The 18726-nt window shown below is 63.3% G+C and carries 21 protein-coding genes; 14 read left to right on the top strand and 7 right to left on the bottom strand.

Features of this window, described 5'->3' with window-relative positions:
- Positions 1 to 81: 81 nt before the first annotated feature.
- The 4 genes from Q0718_RS00500 to Q0718_RS00485 are packed head-to-tail and all read right to left on the bottom strand — an operon-like array spanning position 82 to position 2938.
- A complete protein-coding gene (locus tag Q0718_RS00500) occupies positions 82 to 288 on the bottom strand; it encodes a DUF2065 family protein (RefSeq protein WP_298911816.1) in 207 nt (68 codons plus the stop codon).
- Between the two features lie 6 nt (positions 289 to 294).
- Positions 295 to 1191, bottom strand: coding sequence for a protease modulator HflC (locus Q0718_RS00495; RefSeq protein ID WP_298911813.1), 897 nt, complete (start codon positions 1189 to 1191; stop codon positions 295 to 297).
- Positions 1191 to 2333: an FtsH protease activity modulator HflK gene (hflK, locus tag Q0718_RS00490; protein ID WP_298911810.1), complete on the bottom strand. Its 1143-nt coding sequence runs from the start codon at positions 2331 to 2333 to the stop codon at positions 1191 to 1193. The genes Q0718_RS00495 and hflK overlap by 1 nt, the downstream gene beginning before the upstream one ends.
- A gap of 50 nt (positions 2334 to 2383) precedes the next feature.
- A complete protein-coding gene (locus Q0718_RS00485; protein ID WP_298911807.1) occupies positions 2384 to 2938 on the bottom strand; it encodes a dihydrofolate reductase in 555 nt (184 codons plus the stop codon).
- A gap of 44 nt (positions 2939 to 2982) precedes the next feature.
- Between Q0718_RS00485 and Q0718_RS00480 the strand changes: the two genes are divergently transcribed.
- The 3 genes from Q0718_RS00480 to Q0718_RS00470 are packed head-to-tail and all read left to right on the top strand — an operon-like array spanning position 2983 to position 4861.
- Entirely contained in the window at positions 2983 to 3576 is a 594-nt protein-coding gene (locus Q0718_RS00480) for a hypothetical protein (RefSeq protein WP_298911804.1), read from the top strand.
- Positions 3573 to 4523, top strand: a complete 951-nt coding sequence (locus Q0718_RS00475; protein WP_298911802.1) for a hypothetical protein — start codon at positions 3573 to 3575, stop codon at positions 4521 to 4523. Before Q0718_RS00480 ends, Q0718_RS00475 begins: the two co-directional genes overlap by 4 nt.
- On the top strand, positions 4520 to 4861 hold the full coding sequence (locus tag Q0718_RS00470; protein ID WP_298911799.1) for a zinc ribbon domain-containing protein YjdM: 342 nt from the start codon (positions 4520 to 4522) through the stop codon (positions 4859 to 4861). The genes Q0718_RS00475 and Q0718_RS00470 overlap by 4 nt, the downstream gene beginning before the upstream one ends.
- A gap of 185 nt (positions 4862 to 5046) precedes the next feature.
- Here the strand turns inward: Q0718_RS00470 and Q0718_RS00465 are convergent, their stop codons facing one another.
- Both Q0718_RS00465 and Q0718_RS00460 read right to left on the bottom strand, forming a co-directional pair.
- On the bottom strand, positions 5047 to 5841 hold the full coding sequence (locus Q0718_RS00465; RefSeq protein ID WP_298911796.1) for a thymidylate synthase: 795 nt from the start codon (positions 5839 to 5841) through the stop codon (positions 5047 to 5049).
- Positions 5842 to 5895: 54 nt separating this feature from the next.
- On the bottom strand, positions 5896 to 7197 hold the full coding sequence (locus Q0718_RS00460) for an amidohydrolase (RefSeq protein WP_298911793.1): 1302 nt from the start codon (positions 7195 to 7197) through the stop codon (positions 5896 to 5898).
- A 235-nt stretch (positions 7198 to 7432) separates the two neighbouring features.
- On the opposite strand from Q0718_RS00460, the gene Q0718_RS00455 reads away from it, so the two are divergent.
- Positions 7433 to 8545 carry a site-specific DNA-methyltransferase gene (locus Q0718_RS00455; protein WP_366523791.1) on the top strand — a complete coding sequence of 371 codons (1113 nt, stop codon included), beginning with the start codon at positions 7433 to 7435 and terminating at the stop codon, positions 8543 to 8545.
- Between the two features lie 116 nt (positions 8546 to 8661).
- Complete coding sequence (locus Q0718_RS00450; RefSeq protein WP_298911788.1) at positions 8662 to 9231, top strand: Hsp20/alpha crystallin family protein; 570 nt, start codon at positions 8662 to 8664, stop codon at positions 9229 to 9231.
- A 54-nt stretch (positions 9232 to 9285) separates the two neighbouring features.
- On the opposite strand, the gene mutY is transcribed toward Q0718_RS00450, so the two are convergent.
- Positions 9286 to 10359 carry an A/G-specific adenine glycosylase gene (mutY, locus tag Q0718_RS00445; protein ID WP_298911786.1) on the bottom strand — a complete coding sequence of 358 codons (1074 nt, stop codon included), beginning with the start codon at positions 10357 to 10359 and terminating at the stop codon, positions 9286 to 9288.
- A gap of 35 nt (positions 10360 to 10394) precedes the next feature.
- Here mutY and Q0718_RS00440 point away from each other — a divergent pair, with 35 nt between their 5' ends.
- The 9 genes from Q0718_RS00440 to Q0718_RS00400 all read left to right on the top strand — a co-directional run bounded on the left by Q0718_RS00440 (position 10395) and on the right by Q0718_RS00400 (position 18476).
- On the top strand, positions 10395 to 10931 hold the full coding sequence (locus Q0718_RS00440; RefSeq protein WP_298911784.1) for a DciA family protein: 537 nt from the start codon (positions 10395 to 10397) through the stop codon (positions 10929 to 10931).
- 10 nt (positions 10932 to 10941) lie between these two features.
- Positions 10942 to 11571: a thioredoxin domain-containing protein gene (locus tag Q0718_RS00435; protein ID WP_298911782.1), complete on the top strand. Its 630-nt coding sequence runs from the start codon at positions 10942 to 10944 to the stop codon at positions 11569 to 11571.
- 81 nt (positions 11572 to 11652) lie between these two features.
- Positions 11653 to 12348 (top strand): thioredoxin domain-containing protein, encoded by a 696-nt coding sequence (locus Q0718_RS00430; RefSeq protein WP_298911780.1) that lies wholly within the window; start codon positions 11653 to 11655, stop codon positions 12346 to 12348.
- 3 nt (positions 12349 to 12351) lie between these two features.
- Positions 12352 to 15795, top strand: coding sequence for an AAA family ATPase (locus tag Q0718_RS00425; protein ID WP_298911778.1), 3444 nt, complete (start codon positions 12352 to 12354; stop codon positions 15793 to 15795).
- Between the two features lie 183 nt (positions 15796 to 15978).
- On the top strand, positions 15979 to 16365 hold the full coding sequence (locus Q0718_RS00420) for an AtpZ/AtpI family protein (protein ID WP_298911776.1): 387 nt from the start codon (positions 15979 to 15981) through the stop codon (positions 16363 to 16365).
- Positions 16366 to 16377: 12 nt separating this feature from the next.
- Entirely contained in the window at positions 16378 to 17127 is a 750-nt protein-coding gene (locus tag Q0718_RS00415) for a F0F1 ATP synthase subunit A (RefSeq protein WP_298911774.1), read from the top strand.
- Between the two features lie 33 nt (positions 17128 to 17160).
- Positions 17161 to 17388 carry a F0F1 ATP synthase subunit C gene (locus tag Q0718_RS00410; protein WP_298911771.1) on the top strand — a complete coding sequence of 76 codons (228 nt, stop codon included), beginning with the start codon at positions 17161 to 17163 and terminating at the stop codon, positions 17386 to 17388.
- A 30-nt stretch (positions 17389 to 17418) separates the two neighbouring features.
- The gene (locus Q0718_RS00405) at positions 17419 to 17958 is read left to right on the top strand and encodes a F0F1 ATP synthase subunit B' (RefSeq protein WP_298911768.1); all 540 of its coding nucleotides are present in this window, start codon (positions 17419 to 17421) and stop codon (positions 17956 to 17958) included.
- Positions 17955 to 18476 (top strand): F0F1 ATP synthase subunit B, encoded by a 522-nt coding sequence (locus Q0718_RS00400; protein WP_298911766.1) that lies wholly within the window; start codon positions 17955 to 17957, stop codon positions 18474 to 18476. The genes Q0718_RS00405 and Q0718_RS00400 overlap by 4 nt, the downstream gene beginning before the upstream one ends.
- The last annotated feature ends 250 nt before the right edge of the window (positions 18477 to 18726 follow it).

Genomic DNA, 18726 nt, shown 5'->3' with positions numbered 1-18726 from the left:
GTGGGGCAAGGGGCCGCTTTTGCCAAGACGGCCTGACGCCGCTGGCGCATGACGTTTCAGTCAGACACACGTGTCAAAGCCCTATGAATGCAGCCGGATGCCGATCCAGATCAGCAGCAGGCCGAGCGCAGCGCTGAGCAGCCCCATATTGGCGAGGCTGCGCCCATCCAGCATCGACATTGCCTGATCGTAGGCGCGCCGCATGGCATCGGGCGCCAACGCCCAGGCAATGCCCTCGATGGCGAGCGCGCCCCCGAAGACGAGGAGCAGGACCGTCGCGACACTCACGCCGGACTAGCGGCGCGAGCCCATCTGGTTGTCGAGATAGCCGAGAAAGTCGGAGTCAGGGGACAAGACGAAGGTCGATCGCTCTCCCAGTCCGCGGCGGTAGGCCTCCATGGACCGGTAGAAGGCGAAGAATTCCGGATCCTGTTCAAAGGCGGCGGCATAGATCGCGTTGCGGCGACCATCGCCCTCGCCTCGGATGATCTCGGCCTGTTTCTGGGCCTCGGCTTGGATGACGGTCGCCTGGCGTTCGGCCGTCGCACGGATTTCGCGGGCGCGTTCCAGACCTTCAGCGCGTAGCAGATTGGCCTCCAACGTCCGCTGCGACACCATGCGGTCGAACACGCGTTGATAGTTGGCTTCAGGCAAGTCGGCGCGTTTGATGCGCACATCGATGATGTCGATGCCCAGATTTTCCTGCTCGGCGACAGCGTCCGCCACCGACTGGATTTCCGCCATCAGCTCAGAACGCCGTGTCGAAATGATCTCCGGTTGGGTTGCCCGGCCCAGCACATCGCGCAGGGTCGAGTCGAAGATGGTCTGCAATTGATTTTGCGCGCCGGCTTCGTTGCGCAGCGTTTCATAGAAACGAATGGCGTCGATGATGCGATAGCGCACGAAGGCATCCACAACGAGACGCTCCTGGTCGGACGCCAGCAGCTCGACCGGACGCAGATCCACCTCGAGATTGCGGCGCGAAAGATAGACCACATTCTCGATGAACGGTGTTTTCACCTTGAGCCCGGCATCGGCCTCTTCTCCCCAAGGGTTCTCGACGCGCTGGGCTTCGCCGAACTGGAAGACGATGGCCTGTTCATGCTCTTCGACCGTGAAGAGCGAGGCGAAGATCGCCAGAATAATGAGCCCGCCGAGAACGGCGAGCATGATGAGACGCGGATTTTTCATCATTGGCCTCCCGTGCGGGGTGGATTGTTGCGATTGCTGAGCTGGTCGAGCGGCAGATAGGGAACGACGCCGGACCCGGCATTATCGTCCAGAATGATGGTGTCGCCACTCCCGTAGACGTCCTCGATGGTCTCCAGATACATACGCTGGCGTGTCACGACCGGCGCCTTTCTGTATTCCTCGTAGATCAGGTTGAAACGCTCGGCCTCACCTTCGGCTTCCGCGATCACCCGGTCGCGATAGGCTTGTGCGTCCTGCAGGATCTGAGCGGCCTGGCCACGAGCCTCGGGAACGATCGTGTTCTGGCTGGCGACGGCCTGGTTGATGGTCGTCTCGGCTTCCTGGCCCGCATCCTCGACGTCGCGGAAGGCATCGACCACGCCCCCCTGGTCCGGCGCATCGGCTTTCTGCAACTGCACCTCCACGACGCGGACACCGGCTTTGTATTCATCCAGCGTTTCCTGCATCAGGTCGCGCACGGCAGTCGTGATGGCGAGCCGGTCGGTCGTGATGATCAGCTGCAACTCGCTCTGGCCCACGACTTCGCGCATCGCGCTTTCGGCGACGGCGCGGACGGCCTGGGCGGGATCGTCCACCTCGAAAAAGTAGTTGGCGAGATCGTTGATGCGCCACAGGACCGTGAAGTCGATGTCCACGATATTCTCGTCGCCCGTCAGCATGAGCGACGCGAAGTCGTTTCCGCCGATGTCGTCACGCCGGATGATTTCGGTTTCCTGCTTGTAGGTCGTCTCGATCGGACTGGGCAGCTTGAAGTTCAGCCCCGGCAAAGCCGTACGCTCGTAATCGCCGAAGCGCAGCACGAGCGCGCGCTCGGTCTGGTCGACCGTATAGACAGACGTCGAAAGCAGCAGGACGGCACCCACGGCCAGCGCTATCCCCAGGGGACCCAAAGGCCCGATCCGGAAATCGCCGATATTGCCGCCGCCTCCGCCTCCGCCGCCGGGGCGGCGCGGGCCACCCGGTTTCTTCACTCGGGTCTTGAAGCCTTCGATGACATTGTCGAGGTCAGCGGAGCGGTCGGGTCCGCCCGTGGACCCGGGGCGTTTGCCGCTGCCCCAAGGCGAGTTGCCCTTGTCGCCGGAACCCCCTTTGGGGCCCCAGGGTGAATTGTTGTCAGCCATTCAAGGTCTCCATCGAATCCGCCCCTATGTGGCGAAGCGGTTGAAACCTTTCAAGACGACTTCGCTGCGACAGATGACGATTTCCGGTGGCGCTCCAGCACGCGCACGACGAAAGCGTGGTCGTCGCCCGGTCCGGCCGAATGTTTCGTTTCGCTTTTCACGGTCCAGTCTCTGTCGGGTAACTTCGGAAAACGGGCATCGCCATCGACCGTGGCGGCGACCTCGGTCTCGTAGATCCGGTCCGTCCAGGGCAATAGCACCCTGTAGAGCTGCGCGCCGCCGATAACCATGATTTCGTCCGCGCCCGTCCCCCCGGCCAGCTCGGCGCCGCGGCCCACCATCTGTGACAGGTCCGTAAACACTTCTGCCTCATCGGCCGAATAGTCCGCATTGCGGGTCAGCACAAGATTGGGGCGGCCGGGCAGCGGGAACGGCAGGCTCTCCCAGGTCTTGCGACCCATCAGACACGGCTTGCCCATCGTAACCCGTTTGAAATGCTTCAGGTCGGAGCGCAGCCGCCACGGCAAATCTCCGTCGCGACCGATCACCCCGTTGGTGGACCGCGCGACGATGGCGGCCAGAACGGGTTTTCCAGATAGCGTCATGACGAAAGGGTTACAGCGCGGCGGCGGCGGCGTATAGGGCCGTCATGTCCACCCATGCCAGAACGGAGCCGTTTTCCGCCCCGACCCGCGCCGTGGTCGTGACACTGGTCTATGTGCTGCTCATCCCTTTCATAAACTGGAGTTTCACCTGGGCGCCGATGGTGGCGTTGCCGGGCTTGGGCTGGGCGTTCAATCCCGTCACGATCGTCACCGGGCTGGTCCTCGTGGCCCGGGATTTCGCCCAGCGCGAGATCGGCCATTGGGTGCTGCTGGCCATGGCGGTGGCGCTCGGCCTGACCTGGGCGACGGCAGGCGGCGAGCTGGCCTTGGCGTCCGGTGCGGCCTTCGCCGTGTCGGAACTAGTGGACTGGGCGGTGTTCACCTTTACCCGCCTCAAGCTCTCCACCCGGGTGCTTCTATCCTCGGCCCTCGCCGCGCCGGTCGATACGTCGATCTTTCTGCTCGGCGCCGAAGCGATCCGCGATGGTCAATTCACCTTGCCCAACATAGTGATGAGCATTGGCGGCAAAATGGTCGGCGCGCTGGCGATCTGGTGGCTGATCCGCCGCACGATGGAGAGAAGTGTCGTGGACAAAGCCCCCTATGAACGGAAACAGGCGGAGCGACCTTCCACATGACCCGACCGCTGATCCTCGACGTCGACGGCACGTTTCTGAAGAACGACCTGACCCACGAAATGGTATGGGAGGCGGTGCGGCGCGACCCTGCGCGCGCTCTGCAATATCTAAGTCTCGGACTACGCGACAAGCCGGCCATGAAGCAGGCGATGGTCGCGCGGATCGGCGACCGTCTTTTGCAGGACCCCCAACCGCTCGAACCGGCCATCGTCGCGCTGGCCAAACAGGCCAAGGCGGACGGGCGGTCCGTCTATCTGTGCAGCGGATCAGAAGACAGTCTGGTGCAGCGCCTAGCGGCGCGTCACGATTTCATCGATGGCGCCTTCGGGACGAGTCCGACCTACAATATGACATCCGCGAACAAGGCCGCTTTCCTGCGCGACCGTTTCCCGGACGGGTTCGACTATGCCGGAAACAGCACGCAGGACTTCGCTGTATGGGAAGCGGCGCAAGAAGGTTTTGGCATACGACCGCCGCCCGGGACCGACTTAACGGAAACAGCTGCGGGCCTACCGGTCGATATCCTGATCGAGCGATCGTCGCCCATGGACGCCTTGCCCCTGCTGTTGCGCGGTCTGGAGTTGTGGAAGTTGCTGGTCGTGCTTCTGCCGATCCTGCTGGCGACGGTGTTTATCGGCCTGTCGTCGCGCGACACGCTCATCCTCGCATTGTCGCTGGCGACACTGTTCCTGGCGCGCAACGTCGGTCGCATGCTCAAGAATGTGCCGGAGGACCGGACGCGCAAACGTGCCGGGCTGGACAATCCCGTCGCGACCGGGACGCTATCCGTCCCCTTCGCGGCTGCGGCCTATGTCGGACTCGCCGCCGCCGGGCTGGGACTGCTCGCTTCCGTCAGTATCTGGCCCGCCTTGCTGCTGATCTCGATCCGGGTCCTCGTCTCCTTGTTCAAGCGCGTCTCCCCGTCCGACGCAAAGGCTCGTTCGTGACCGACACTCCACCCTGCCCCGAATGCGGCTCCGACTATGTCTATCCAGACGGCCCGCTGCTCATCTGTCCGGAATGCGCGCATGAATGGGCGGCGGCCGACGCCGCGCCGTCCAAGAGTTCCGAAAAGGTTTACCGCGACGCGAACGGCAACATCCTCGAAGACGGCGACAACGTCACGCTGATCAAGGACCTGAAAGTCAAAGGCACGTCCAAGACCGTTAAGGTCGGCACCAAGGTGCGCATCATCCGCCTGATCGACGAGGATCACGACATCGACTGCAGGATCGACGGAATCGGCGCGATGAAACTGAAGACGGAGTTCGTGAAGAAAGCCTAAGGGTGGGGTGGCGCAAAAAAGTCGAGGCACACGTTTGCGTTTAGACTTCGCTTTGGCCGTTTGACCATGCAGCCTCTCTTCTTCCGATGTGATTTACAGGAAGAGTTGAAGCCGGGCGCACCGATTGGGTTGGTAAGAGCGATCGCTAAGGAATGCGGGTCGTGGATGCCCGTTACACCCTTTTCCTAAACCGCCACCTTCCCCGCGATATTCGGATGCGCGTCATAGCCTGTCAACGTCACATCGGCATAGGTGAAGTTCCCGATCTCGCGCACATCCGGGTTCAGTTCCAGCCTCGGCAACGCCTTAGGCTCTCGCGTCAACTGCTCCCGCACCTGCTCGAAATGGTTGTGATAGATATGCGCGTCACCGAACGTGTGTACGAAGTCGCCCGCTTCCAGGTCGCAGACTTGCGCGACCATGTGCGTCAGCAGCGCATAGCTGGCGATATTGAACGGCACGCCGAGGAAGATGTCCGCGCTGCGCTGATAAAGCTGGCAGGATAGCCGTCCGTACGCGACGAAGAATTGGAACATGGTGTGGCACGGTGGCAAAGCCATCTCGTCCACATCGGCCGGGTTCCAGGCCGACACGATGTGGCGGCGCGAATAGGGGTTGGTCCGGATATTCTCGATCACCTGGGACAATTGGTCGATGACCTTGCCGTCCGGCCCCTCCCAGCGGCGCCATTGCTTGCCGTAGACCGGGCCGAGATCGCCGTCTGCACCGGCCCATTCGTCCCAGATCCGCACGCCATTGTCCTGCAAATACTTGACGTTGGTATCGCCCGCGATGAACCAGAGCAGCTCGTGGACGATGGATTTGCGGTGCAGCTTCTTGGTCGTGACCATCGGAAAGCCGTCGCCCAGTGTGAAGCGCATCTGATGGCCGAACACGCCCCGCGTGCCGGTCCCGGTCCGATCCATCCGGTCGGTGCCGTTGTCCATCACATGTCGGAGCAGATCGAGATATTGGCGCATGCGGGGCGCTTAGCGAGACTCGGCGCAAAGGCGAAATCCGCCTCTGCATAAGTTTCACTGTTCGCGCTTGAACAATGCCATCGCGCTCAGCGTCATCGCTTCCGTCCCGGCCGTAACGCTCGGCTCGGGCGACACCTTGAAGAAGGGCGAATGGTGCGAGGCCACGCCGTCGAGCTCGTCGGCGGGCGTCCCGCCGACGGCCATGTAGACACCTTTCACGCCGAGGTCGGGCGAGATCAGCTCCGCGAAGTCTTCCGCACCCATGCCGCTGCGCGCGGCCTCGATCACCGCGCCATCCGGCATGTTGCCGCGCAGATGCGAGCGCAGGAAGTCGGCGGTCTCGCGGTCGTTCTTCATGGGCGGCGTGCTGCGCGGCAGGCGCGTGACGACCGGCAGCAGGTCGTCCGGCACGCCGTAGGCGATGGCCGTGCCGCGCGCCACGCGGTCGATGGAATCGAGCAGGGTCGTGCGCACGTCGGGGTCGTCGGACCGCACGGTCAGCTTTAGCTCCGCCGTGTCGCCGATGATGTTGTTCTTCGTCCCCGCCTGGAACGACCCGACCGTGATCACGCCCGGTTGCAGCGGGTTGATGCTGCGCGAGACGATGGATTGCAGGTTCACCACAAGGGCGCTGGCGACCAAGATCGGATCGACACCCATATGCGGCGCCGCCCCGTGCGTGCCGACGCCGCGCACGGTGATGTCCACGCTGTCGGAGCTGGAATAGGCCAGGCCGCCCGGCACCATCACCTTTCCGGCTTCCACCGGCGACCAGACGTGGAAGCCGATGGCGTAGTCGGGCTTGGGGAAGCGTTCGTAGAGACCGTCCTCGATCATGGCCTTGGCGCCGGAGATGATCTCCTCGGCCGGCTGACCGATCAGGACCAGCGTGCCGGACCAGTCGTCCTTCAGCCGCATGAGCTGGCGCGCCGTGCCGACCAGCGAGGTCATGTGCACATCGTGGCCGCAGGCATGCATGACCGGCATCTCCTTGCCGACCAAGTTCACCTGGGTCGCCGTGGACGCATAGGGCAGGCCGCTGCGTTCGTCGACTGGCAGGGCGTCCATGTCGGCCCGGATCAGGACGGTCGGCCCCTCCCCGTTCTCCAGCACGGCGACCACGCCGGTGCGCCCGACTTGGGTCGTCACGTCATAGCCGAGCGCGGTCAATTCGGAAGCGATACGCTTCGCGGTTTCGGTCTCCTGGAAGGACAGTTCCGGATTTTCATGAAGGTGAACGAAAAGTTGCTCGAGATTGGCGTCGTAATCGGCCTGGATCGCCGCGCGCAAATCGTCCGAGGAGACCGCCGGTGTCGCCGTTAGAAACAAGGCCGTAGCCAGAAGGGTCTTTTTCATGATGCTCTCTCCCTGCCGCGTTCTATGGGCGCACACTGCGGCCGCGCGCAACGCCAAAGGTTAAGACGGTCTCCGATTCGGCTCCGAAATCCCTAATCCGCGTTAACCATGCGATTTAACACGCCATTTACCGTGCCGCCCCCAGCTCTGGTCCTCATCGTAACACCCCCGTTCGTTCAGGATCGTCATGAGCCACCTTCGCGTCGTCGCCGACAACAGTTTTCCCGCCCCCGCAATGAGCGAGGCGTCCGAGGCTTCGGCGCCGGGCGACCTGCCGCTGAACAGGATCATCCAGGGCGACTGCGTCGATCTGATGAACAGCCTTCCGGCCGGATCCGTCGATCTGGTTTTCGCCGACCCGCCCTACAATCTGCAGCTCGGCGGCGACCTGTTGCGGCCGGACAATTCTACCGTGGACGGCGTCACCGAACATTGGGACCAGTATGACACGATGGACGCCTACGACCTGTTCACCCATGATTGGTTGCAGGCCGCGCGGCGCGTGTTGAAGGATGACGGCTCCATCTGGGTGATGGGCAGCTACCATAACATCTTCCGCGTCGGGACCGTCCTGCAGGACCAGCAGTTCTGGATCCAGAACGACATCATCTGGCGCAAGACCAACCCCATGCCGAACTTCCGCGGCACGCGGTTCACCAATGCGCACGAAACCCTGATCTGGGCGACCAAGAGCGAAGACTCGCGCCCGACCTTCCATTACGACGCCATGAAGATGATGAATGACGGCGTGCAGATGCGCTCCGACTGGACCCTGCCGATCTGCACGGGTCATGAGCGTTTGAAGACCGAAGGCGGCGGCAAGGCGCATCCGACGCAGAAACCCGAAAGCCTGCTGCACCGCGTCATCTTGTCCACCTCCAACCCCGGCGACGTGATCCTGGACCCCTTCTTCGGCACCGGTACGACCGGCGCCGTGGCGAAGAAGCTGGGCCGGCACTATATCGGGCTGGAGCGCGAACACGACTATATCGCCCATGCCCGCAAGCGCATCGCCAAGATCCGTCCCGCCGGAACGGAAGCGATCCAGATCACCCGCTCCAAACGCTCCGAGCCGCGCGTGCCCTTCGCCCATTTGGTGGAACGTGGCCTGATCGACATCGGCACCAAGCTGTTCTCCGCCAAAGGCAAGATTGCGGCTCGCGTTCGCGCCGACGGCAGCCTGAAGTCCGAAGACGGGTTCGAAGGTTCGATCCACAAGGTCGGCGCGCATGTCACCGACGCTCCATCCTGCAACGGCTGGACTTTCTGGCACTTCATGGGCGCTGAGGGCTTGATGCCCATCGATACTATCCGCAGCCAGATCCGGGCCGAAATGGCGGCCTCCTGACTTTCGACATTGCCATTCCGTAGGGTTTGAAACCCTATGGCGGCCTTCCTCATTGCATGGAAAGCGTCCGGCATCCGGCCGGTCGCGCCCATCGTCAATGAAAGGAGACCCCAGACATGGCCAACTATCCCATCATCTACCGCTATCGCATCACGCCCCGCGCGCGCGTGAGCTCTCCCCAGCAGGGCTATTCCATTTTCGACCACATGCAGCGCGAAATGGCGGACATGTTCAACCGCGCCCAGTCGCTGATCGACCAGGACGACGATCAGGAGGCGGGCAGCTTCTTCACCCCCGCCATCGACCATCACGAAACCGACGACGAATTCCGCCTGTCGCTGGAATTGCCGGGTGTGAAGCGCGACCATGTCGATGTCAGCGTCGAAAACGGACAGATCCGAATCTCCGGCGAGAAGAAGTCCCGCTACGAGCGCTCCGAGGACGGTCGCAGTCAGACCGAAACGCGCTACGGGCGCTTCCAGCGCATGCTGGCCCTGCCGGACGGCGTCGACGAGGACAGCATCGAAGCCACGTTCGAAGATGGCGTGTTGGAGCTGACCCTGCCAAAGACGGAAGAGACCCAGCCGGAATCGCGCCGCATCGAGATTGGCGGACGCCACAAGTCCCTGCCGGAGCAGGATGGCATGGCCTCAAGCGATATGAACGACAACGGCAAGGCGGCCTAAGGGCCATTGCCTAACTACAAGCCGTCCCCGGCATTCATTGCGGGGACAACGCCATTAGAGGTCGGCTGCCCTCAACACCTTCTTGAACAGGCTTGGCAGCGCTTCCTGACCCAGCGCGTCCGTCGCGACCCATCGGCCCTCCCCCGGTGGGTCGCTTTTCACATGCGCCACATGAACGTCCAGTCGAAGCTCGAAATGGGTGAAGACATGCCGCACGGGTGCTGCGGTCCGCACCCAATCCGCCGCGATCGGTGGATCGAACGCCGTCTCTGACGCGATCCAATCCGTCGTCGGCACTTCCATCATGCCGCCGAGCAGCCCTTCCTCCACCCGGCGGCGCAGCCAGACCGCGCCGTCCTTTAGCATCACGAACGCCTGTCCATGGCGAACGGGCTTCGCCTTCTTCGGCGTCTTCTTCGGATAATCCGTCTGGTCACCGGCTTCGTAGGCCCGACACCAATCCTTCCATGGACAGAGCAGGCAGGACGGCGAGCGCGGCGTGCAGACGGTCGCGCCGAGATCCATCACGGCCTGGCCGTAATCGCCGGGCCTGTCGGGATCGGACAGCACGGTAGCGAGCCGCTTGAGCTCAGGCTTTGCCTTGGGTAGCGGCGCCTCGACACGGTGCAGCCGCGCCATCACCCGCTCCACATTGCCGTCGACGATAGTCGTCGGCTCGTCGAAGCAGATCGCGGCGATGGTCGAAGCCGTATAGTCACCGATGCCCGGCAGCTGAATAAGCTCCGCCTTTGTGCGGGGAAAGCGTCCGCCATGATTGGCGACGACAATCTTCGCGCATTTGTGCAGGTTCCGCGCCCGCGCATAATAGCCCAGTCCAGCCCAATGGATCAGGACATCGTCCAGCGGGGCTGCGGCAAGGTCGTCCACCGTCGGATAGAGCCGCAGGAATTTGTGCCAGTAAGGCGTGCCGTGCGGCACGGTCGTCTGCTGCAACATGATCTCGGACAGCCAGATCGCGTAAGGATCGGGCTTGGCACCCTTCGCGCGGTCTTCCGGCCGGACACGCCACGGCAATGTCCGCCCTTCTCGGTCGTACCACTCCAGCAGAGCGGCCCGCATGGCCTCTATGTCCTCATCGCTCCACATGATGAGCGCAGACCTGTGCACTTTACCTCGGCCTTGCAATGGTCGATGATCAGGTCGTGACACATCGCCCCCTCACCCCGGCCGAACGCGCCATCGTGGAGCGTTACCTCGAAGCGCGCCGCGCCCGGCCGCAGGCCCGTGCCCTGCCGAGCGCCAGCATGGCCGTGAACCGCGTCATGCGCCCATTGGCGGGCAAGGGACGCAAACGGGGCAGCTCCGCGCTGGCTTTGGCCGATCTCTGGCCCGACATCATGGGCCCGCGCTGGTCGAAGATCAGCGCGCCCGTGCGGTTCCGAGGCAGCAAGGACGGCCGCACGCTGGTGATCAGCGCGCCGGGTCCGGCCGCCTCGCTCATCCTGGCCGCGTCGGGGCCGATCCTGGAGCGCCTGAACGCGCATCTGGGCGCCGGGTCCGTCGCCCGGCTCCAGGTCGTCCAGGCCGCCCCGCCCGGGTCCGATCCGGTCTCGCCCAAACGGGGATTGACCCCGTCCGAGGACGCCGCGCTGCGCGAAGGCCTTACGCAGGTCCGCAATGAACGGCTAAAGGACGTTCTGGAGCGGCTCGGCCGCGAAGTCATCAGACACCAGCCTTGAAAGATCCGAGATGATCCGAGCCACCCTTGCCGTTCTATCGCTCCTGTTCGCCGCGCCGGCGCTGGCGCAGCCTGCGGACGAACCGGACCATGTCTTCACCGAAGCGCCCACGGACCGGACCTTGGGCCAGGCGGACGCGCCCAACACGCTGATCGTCTACGCTTCCAACATGTGCCCGCATTGCGGGGCGTGGTTCGCCAAGGACTGGCCGACCGTGAAATCGGATCTGGTCGAGCCCGGCGCGCTGCGCGTCGTGTTCCGGCCGCTGCCGACGCAACCGATGCAGATGTCGCTGACCGGTTTCCTGATGGCAGAATGCGCCCCGGACAAGGCCTATATGAGCGTGATCGAAGACCAGTTCGCCCGTCAGCGCGCCATTCTCGGGGCGAAGGACGGGACGGAAATCCGCGCCCAGTTCGACGCCGTCGCCCGTGGGGCGGGATTGGCGGACGAAGCGGCCATCACGGCCTGCCTGTCCGACCCAGCCAACATGGAGCCGATCCTGCGCGCCGAACAGCGTTCGGTCGCGGGCCGGATCGACGGCGTTCCCGGTTTCGTCTTCAACGGCCGGGTCATGAAGGGCGACCATGACGCCGAGGCGATCCGCGGCTGGGTGGAAGGCCGCTCCACGGCACGTTGAACCTGTCCATAACGGCCGGAGCCGACCGGCCTTTCGTGCGGGCGCGGCTTGCACTTCACCTTCAATTCGGGATGCTCGACTATGGCTTCTGTGATTCGCACTCTTTCCCTCGTCGGCGCGGCCGCATTGTTCGCAGCCTGCAACAATGCCGGGCAGGACGGCACCGCGTCCTCCGCCACTCCCGCCGGCGCGAGCGCCGACCGCACCGCCTTTGAACGGTCCGACGACCATGCCATCGGCCGCGTTGATGCCCCGGTCACGATCGTAGAATATGCGTCCGTCACCTGTCCAGCTTGCGCTCTATGGCATCGGAACGTCTATCCCGATCTCAAGGCCCGCTATATCGACACCGGCAAGGTGCGGTACGTCTTCCGCGAATTTCTGACCGGCCAGCCCGATCTGGCCGAAGCCGGTTTCAAGATCGCACTCTGCGCCGATGAAGAGGACTATTTTACCAATATCAAGCTTCAGTTCGACCGCCTGCAGCAGATCATGCAGATGGCTCAGAACGGCGATGCGCGAACCGCTTATATCAACATAGCCAAGGCGTCCGGACTGTCGGAAGAGGAATTTGCAACCTGCATGGCGAACGAAGCGCACCGTGAAACCATACAGAGCAAGATGCAGCAGGGCTTCGACGAAGGTGTCGGCGGCACACCCGCTTTCTTCATCAACGGTAATGCCGCCAAGATCGGCACCGTCGAACAACTGGACGAGGTCCTTGGCGAATTGCTGGGCGATGAGGCTCCCGCCCCGTCCGACAACACGACCGAGTAGCCGATGGGCGGGCTTGTCTTCGACAAGATCACGCTCACGGGCTTCAAGAGCTTCGTCGAGCCCACCGACTTCCTGATCGAACCGGGCCTGACGGGCGTCGTCGGGCCGAATGGTTGCGGCAAGTCCAACCTACTGGAAGCCATTCGCTGGGTCATGGGAGCCAACAGCGCCAAGGCCATGCGCGGCGCGCAGATGGAAGACGTGATCTTCTCCGGCACGAAGCAACGCCCGGGGCGCAATCAGGCGCATGTCACGTTGCACATCGACAATAGCGCCCGGGTCGCGCCCGCCACTTTCAACGACTCCGACCAGCTCGAAGTCATGCGCGTCATCGTCAAGGGCAAGGGCTCGACTTACAAGATTAACGGCAAGACTGTCCGGGCCAAGGACGTGCAGCTGCTCTTCGCCGATGCCTCGACCGGCGCCAACTCCCCGGCGCTCGTCCGCCAGAACCAGATCAGCGAGCTGATCTCCGCCAAACCCGCCAACCGCCGCCGCGTGCTGGAGGAAGCCGCCGGGATCAGCGGCCTGCATTCACGCCGCCACGAAGCGGAGCTTCGCCTGCGCGCCGCCGAGACCAATCTCGACCGGCTGGAAGACATCGTCGCGCAGATTGAAAGCCAATTGCTGTCCCTGCGCCGCCAATCGCGGCAGGCGGCGCGCTATAAGCGCCTAGCGGGTGAAATCCACGAATATCGCGCCCTGCTCTGGCGCAAGCGCTGGGTCGCCGCGCTCGACACGCTGGCCGGGGCGCAGGATGCGTTAAAGGCTTGCGACGCGAACGTGCAGGATACGGCGCTCCGATCCGCCGAAGCGCAGCGGATCGCGGCCGATCTGTCGGGCGGCATCAAGCCGCTGCAGGAAGAGCAGCTCATCGCTGCCGCCGTGCTGGCCCGCATCAACGCGGCCAAGGACGCGCTGGAGAGCGAGGAAAAAGCCGCCACATCGGAACTGCGCAAGCTGGAAGCCCAGATCGAACAGCTCTCCGCCGACATCGACCGCGAAAGCGGCATTGTGGAAGATGCGCAGGCTGCCGAGACACGCCTGGAAGTCGAGCACGACAATCTCGCTGCAGCAGGCGACCAATCCGCCGCGCTGGATGAGGCGCGCGACGAGGCCGAAGCCGCGCTTCGTCTGCGCAACACCATCGAAGCGGATATGAACGAGCTGACGGCTCAGATCGCTGGGCAAACGGCACGCGCCGAAAGCGCTGCGCGTGAGTTGGAGCAGGCCGAGCGCAGGCTGTCCGTCCGTCAACGCGAATTGCAAGACGCAGAGCGGGCGCTCACCGCCTTGTCGGCCGATAATGGGGGGTCGGCCAGCCTGTTCGCCGCTTCGGCCCGTGAAGCGCTCGACGCTCTGAACGCAGCCAAGGCCGCGGAACGCAATGCAGCCACGAAACGCAACGATGCCGACGAAGCTGATCAGCAGGCGCGCGAAAGTCTTTCCGACGCGAAAGCCGTGCTCGGCGAACTGACGTCCGAACGTTCGGCGCTGGAACGCATCGTCAATCGAGGCGGAAGCGATCACGCCACGGCCTTGTCGTTGATCACCGTGCAGAAAGGCTACGAACGGGCTTTGGCCGCCGCTTTGGGCGAAGATCTCGATGCAGGCATAGGGGGTCGCTCCGCCCTGCGCTGGACCGGCGCGCCGGATAGCGATCAGCGCCTGCCCCCCGGCGCAACCCCCTTGTCCCAGCTGGTCAGCGGGCCGGTCGAACTCACGGCAAGGCTCGGCCAGATCGGCGTGACGGAAAGCGCTGCGGAACTGGCCGATCAACTCAAGCCCGGACAGCGTCTCGTCACGCGGAACGGGTATGTCGTGCGTTGGGACGGGTTCGTCACGGAAGCCGGTGCTGAAACGGCCGCATCCGTGAAGTTGAAGCAACAAGGTCGCCTGCAGGAGATGGCGAGCGAAATCGAGGCCGCGGAAGCCTCCGTCGCCGATGCGAAACTCGCTTTCGAACGCGCTCGAGCGCATCGCGACCTTGCGCGCGACATGGCTTCCCAAGCTCGCGCCGCCCTGCCTGAACTGGAGCGCAAGGAACGCGCCGCGCAAGCCGCGCTTTCCCAATACGAAACCGATGTCGCGCGTGAAACGGCGCAACGCCGGTCGCTCGAAGAGCGGATCGAACGATTGCAGGCCGAGATCGCCGAACTGCGCCAGCAGCGCGATGCGGCGAAGGCCTCCGTCGACGGCGCGGATCATGACGACAGTTTAGGCGTCAAGCGCAACGCCCTCGCCGAACGTTTGCTGGACGCTCGTGCCGATGCGGACGAGACGAACACGACCTACCGCTCCTTGCGCAACGCCATCGACGCGCGAACGGCGCGTTTGAAGGCCGTCGAAAGCGAACGGGCTGACTGGCAACGCCGCCGCGACCAGGCGGCCGACCGGGTAGCGACCCTGCAGGGACGGCTCGATGCCGCCCGGATCAACCATCAAGGTGCGACGGACGGTCCGGACAGGTTAGAAAACCGTCGTACTGCCTTGTTCGCCCAACTCGAAGAGGCCGAGCAGCGGCGCGACGCGGCCGCAGACACTTTGTCGGGCGCGGAAACGTCATTGCGCGATGCCGAGATCGCCGCACGCGATCTGGAACGGGCTGCCGGACAAGCCCGCGAATCCCGCGCAGCCGCAGAGGCCCGGCTGGTCGCAGCCAAGGAGCGGATCGGCGAGACCAAGGCCCGCATCAACGAAACGCTGCAGTGCAATCCGTCCGAACTGAATGAACATCTCGGATCGCTGTCTCCGGACTCGGATTTGTCCGAAGCGGATATCGAGCGAAAACTCGAACGCCTCGCCGCCGAGCGAGAACGGCTCGGAAGCGTCAATCTGCGCGCCGACGAGGAAGCGGCCGAGCAGGAAGAAACGCTGTCCACACTGACGAAGGAACGCGAGGATCTGGTCAAGGCCATCGCAAAGCTGCGCGAAGGCATCGATGAGCTGAACACGGAAGGACGCCAGAAACTCCTCGCCGCCTTTGATGTGGTCAATGGCCATTTCTCCAAACTGTTCGTGACCCTGTTCGGCGGCGGTGAAGCCTGGCTGTCCCTCACGGAAAGCGATGACCCGCTGGAAGCCGGTCTTGAAGTCTTCGCCCGGCCACCCGGCAAGACCCTCAAGCCCATGAGCCTCTTGTCCGGCGGCGAACAGGCGCTGACGGCGACGGCGTTGATTTTCGCTGTCTTCCTGTCCAACCCGGCTCCTGTCTGCGTTTTGGACGAAGTCGACGCTCCGCTCGACGACTATAATGTCGGCCGTTACTGCGATGTCTTGGATGAGATGTCCCGGCTGACCGACACCAAGTTCATCGCCATTACCCACAACCCCGTCACCATGAGCCGCATGGACCGCCTGTTCGGCGTGACCATGGCCGAACAAGGCGTCTCGCAATTGCTCTCCGTCGAATTGGCGCGCGCCGAAGCGCTGGTTGCGGCCGAGTAGTTGCTTGCACAGCGATTCCCAACCATATCGCGCAGGGCTGAATCTTCTTTCATAAAGCCATATGTTACAGTGGCTTACACGCCTGTTCCGGCTGTTGACTTCATGCCGGGCCATGGATAGGTTCCGCGCGCTTTCGGAAGACGCCGACAGGTAACCTTTTTGGAAGTGTCACGCTTGGTTTTCATGCCGGAACAGAACGGACAGTCCGACCCTCCCTCCCCGACCGATCTCGATACGCTCGAGAGCAAGCTCGCCGCCGCACATATGCGCCGCGATCTTCGCCAAGGCCGGAAGGAAAAGGCGCAGGACAATTCCCTTCTCGGAATGGCATGGCGGCTGAGCACGGAGCTTCTGGCCTCCGTCCTCGTCGGCATGTTCCTGGGTTGGGGCATCGATACGGTTTTCGGGACGGAACCCTGGGGGTTTCTGATTGGGCTTGGTTTGGGCATGGCCGCCGGGTTTATGAGTGTGTTTCGCACGGCTGCGGCCATGGATGCGAAGACGGCGCATATTCCCAAGGGCGACGACCTGCGGGAGCCTGGCTATCCCGGCGACGGGGACGAAGATTAGAAGGAGCGGGACGTGGCAAGCGGACCCATGGAACAGTTCAAGATCGACCGCGACGTCGATCTGTTCGAAATCGCCGGACAGACCGTGTCCTGGACCAATTCCGCCTTCTGGATGGTCATGTCCGTCGTTCTGATCATCGGCTTCTTCGCCCTGACCTTGCGCGGCAAGCTGATCCCGGGGCGCATGCAATCGCTGGGCGAGCTGTCCTACCAATTCATCGCCGACATGGTGCGCGATACGGTCGGCCCCGAAGCCATGCGCTTCATGCCTTTCATCTTCACGCTCTTCTTCTTCATCCTGTTCGCCAATCTGATCGGAATGAACCCCTACGCCTTCACCACCACCTCTCATCTGGCCGTGACACTCGCCATGGCGACGGCCACCATCTTGATCGTTATCATCGCGGGCCTCTGGAAGAACGGACTGTCCTGGTTTAAGATCTTCGCGCCCGGCGGCCTGCCGCTGGTCATGTATCCGATCATCGTCCTGATCGAAGTGATCTCTTTTCTCGCACGTCCGATCACGCTGGCCGTGCGACTGTTCGCCAACATGGTCGCGGGCCATGTCATGCTAAAGCTGTTCGCCATCTTCGCGGCCTATCTCGTGGCGCAAGGCGGGCTGACGTCGCTGGGCGCCGTCGTACCCGTGCTCGGTACGATCTTCATCGTGGCGCTCGAATTCCTCGTCGCCCTGCTGCAGGCTTTCGTCTTCGCGATCCTGACCTGCGTCTATCTCAACGACGTCTACCACGTTGACCACTAACACCCACGCTTTCCACCAATAGGAGATCCCATCATGGAAGCAGAAGCCGCAAAGTATATCGGTGCCGGCGTCGCCGGCCTCGCCCTCGTCGGTGCCGGCCTCGGTATCGGCAACATCTTTTCCAGCTACCTGTCCGGCGCGCTGCGCAATCCGTCCGCGGCCGACAGCCAGCGCACCAACCTGCTGCTCGGCTTCGCCCTGACCGAGGCCACCGGCCTGTTCGGTTTCGTTCTGGCCATGATCATCCTGTTCGCGGCCTAAGGCTCGAACGACGTTAGGAGTATCGGCGCGATGGCGGCGGAAGAGACCTATACGGATGCAGAGCTTGCGGCGGACGCCGCAAGCGGTCTGCCGCAGCTCGATACATCCACTTGGGTGGGCCAGATCTTCTGGCTCTTCCTGACATTCGCGATCCTCTATTTCGCTTTGTCGAAATTCATTCTGCCGCGGTTGCGCGACACGCTCGGCAACCGCTCGGACCGGATCGCCGATGACCTCGACAGCGCCTCGCGCATGAAGCTCGAGGCCGAAGAGGCCGAAAAGGCGCACGAACAATCGCTGCGCGACGCCCGGGCCAAAGCATCCAATGTCGCGGAAAGCACACGCCAGTCTCTCGACGCGGAAATCCGCGCCGAACTGGACGAAGCCGACGCGCAAGCCGAACGCGAAAGCGAACTGGCCGAAGCGCGTATCCGCGACATCAAGACGGCGGCCCTCTCCAACATCGACGCGGTCGCGGTCGATGTGGCCGGAACGCTCGTCAACGAACTGACCGGCAAGACGATCGCGCCGGCCAAGGTCACCGCCGCGCTGAAGGGGGCTCGATCATGACGGCCAACCTCATTCTCGCCAGCGGCAAGGCTTGGTATCTTTCCTCCGAATTCTGGGTGCTTGTTCCGCTGTTCCTTTTCTTCGCCTTGGTCGCTTGGAAAGGCGGCTTCCGGGCGATGGGCGGAGCCTTGGACAAGCGCGCCGAGGCGATTCGCGACGAATTGGACGAAGCCCGGCGATTGCGCGAAGAAGCCCAAGCCCTGCTCGCCTCCTATCAGCGCAAACAGGCCGAAGCGGAAGCTCAGGCCACCGAAATCGTCGAGAAGGCCCGGCGCGACGCCGAGTCCATGGCCGCCCAAGCGCGGGCCGATCTGTCAGAACGTTTGCAACGCCGCGCGGCGCAAGCCGAAGCCAAGATCGCCAGCGCCGAAGCCCAGGCTCTGGCGGAGGTTCGCGCCCGTGCCGCCGATCTGGCCGTCGATACGGCCCGCGATCTGATCGCGACGGAATTGACCGCCTCCGACCGCACCCGCCTGTTCAAAGACGGACTGAGCCAGATGAATGGTACCCTGCGCTGAGCCGATGCTGAGGGTTCCATCGTGGATCAGACGCGACCATAAAGCCGCATCTCCCATCACAGATAGTTTGGAAGTGCTCTGGTCGGATTTTCCGGCACCATCTTCTCTGCGGCGCCTTGTTTCGTCGATCGTATCTCCGCGAGCCACGCCGAATGACAATGGGTCTGCCGATGCCGCTTAGCGTGCGGTTCGCGCCTCGCCCCTCTCTGGAGACAGGTCTAGACCCTGAGATGTGGGATCTGCTTTGCGA

Source organism: uncultured Algimonas sp. (assembly GCF_947498175.1).
Classification (GTDB): domain Bacteria; phylum Pseudomonadota; class Alphaproteobacteria; order Caulobacterales; family Maricaulaceae; genus Litorimonas.
This window is presented reverse-complemented; position numbering and strand designations above follow the sequence as displayed.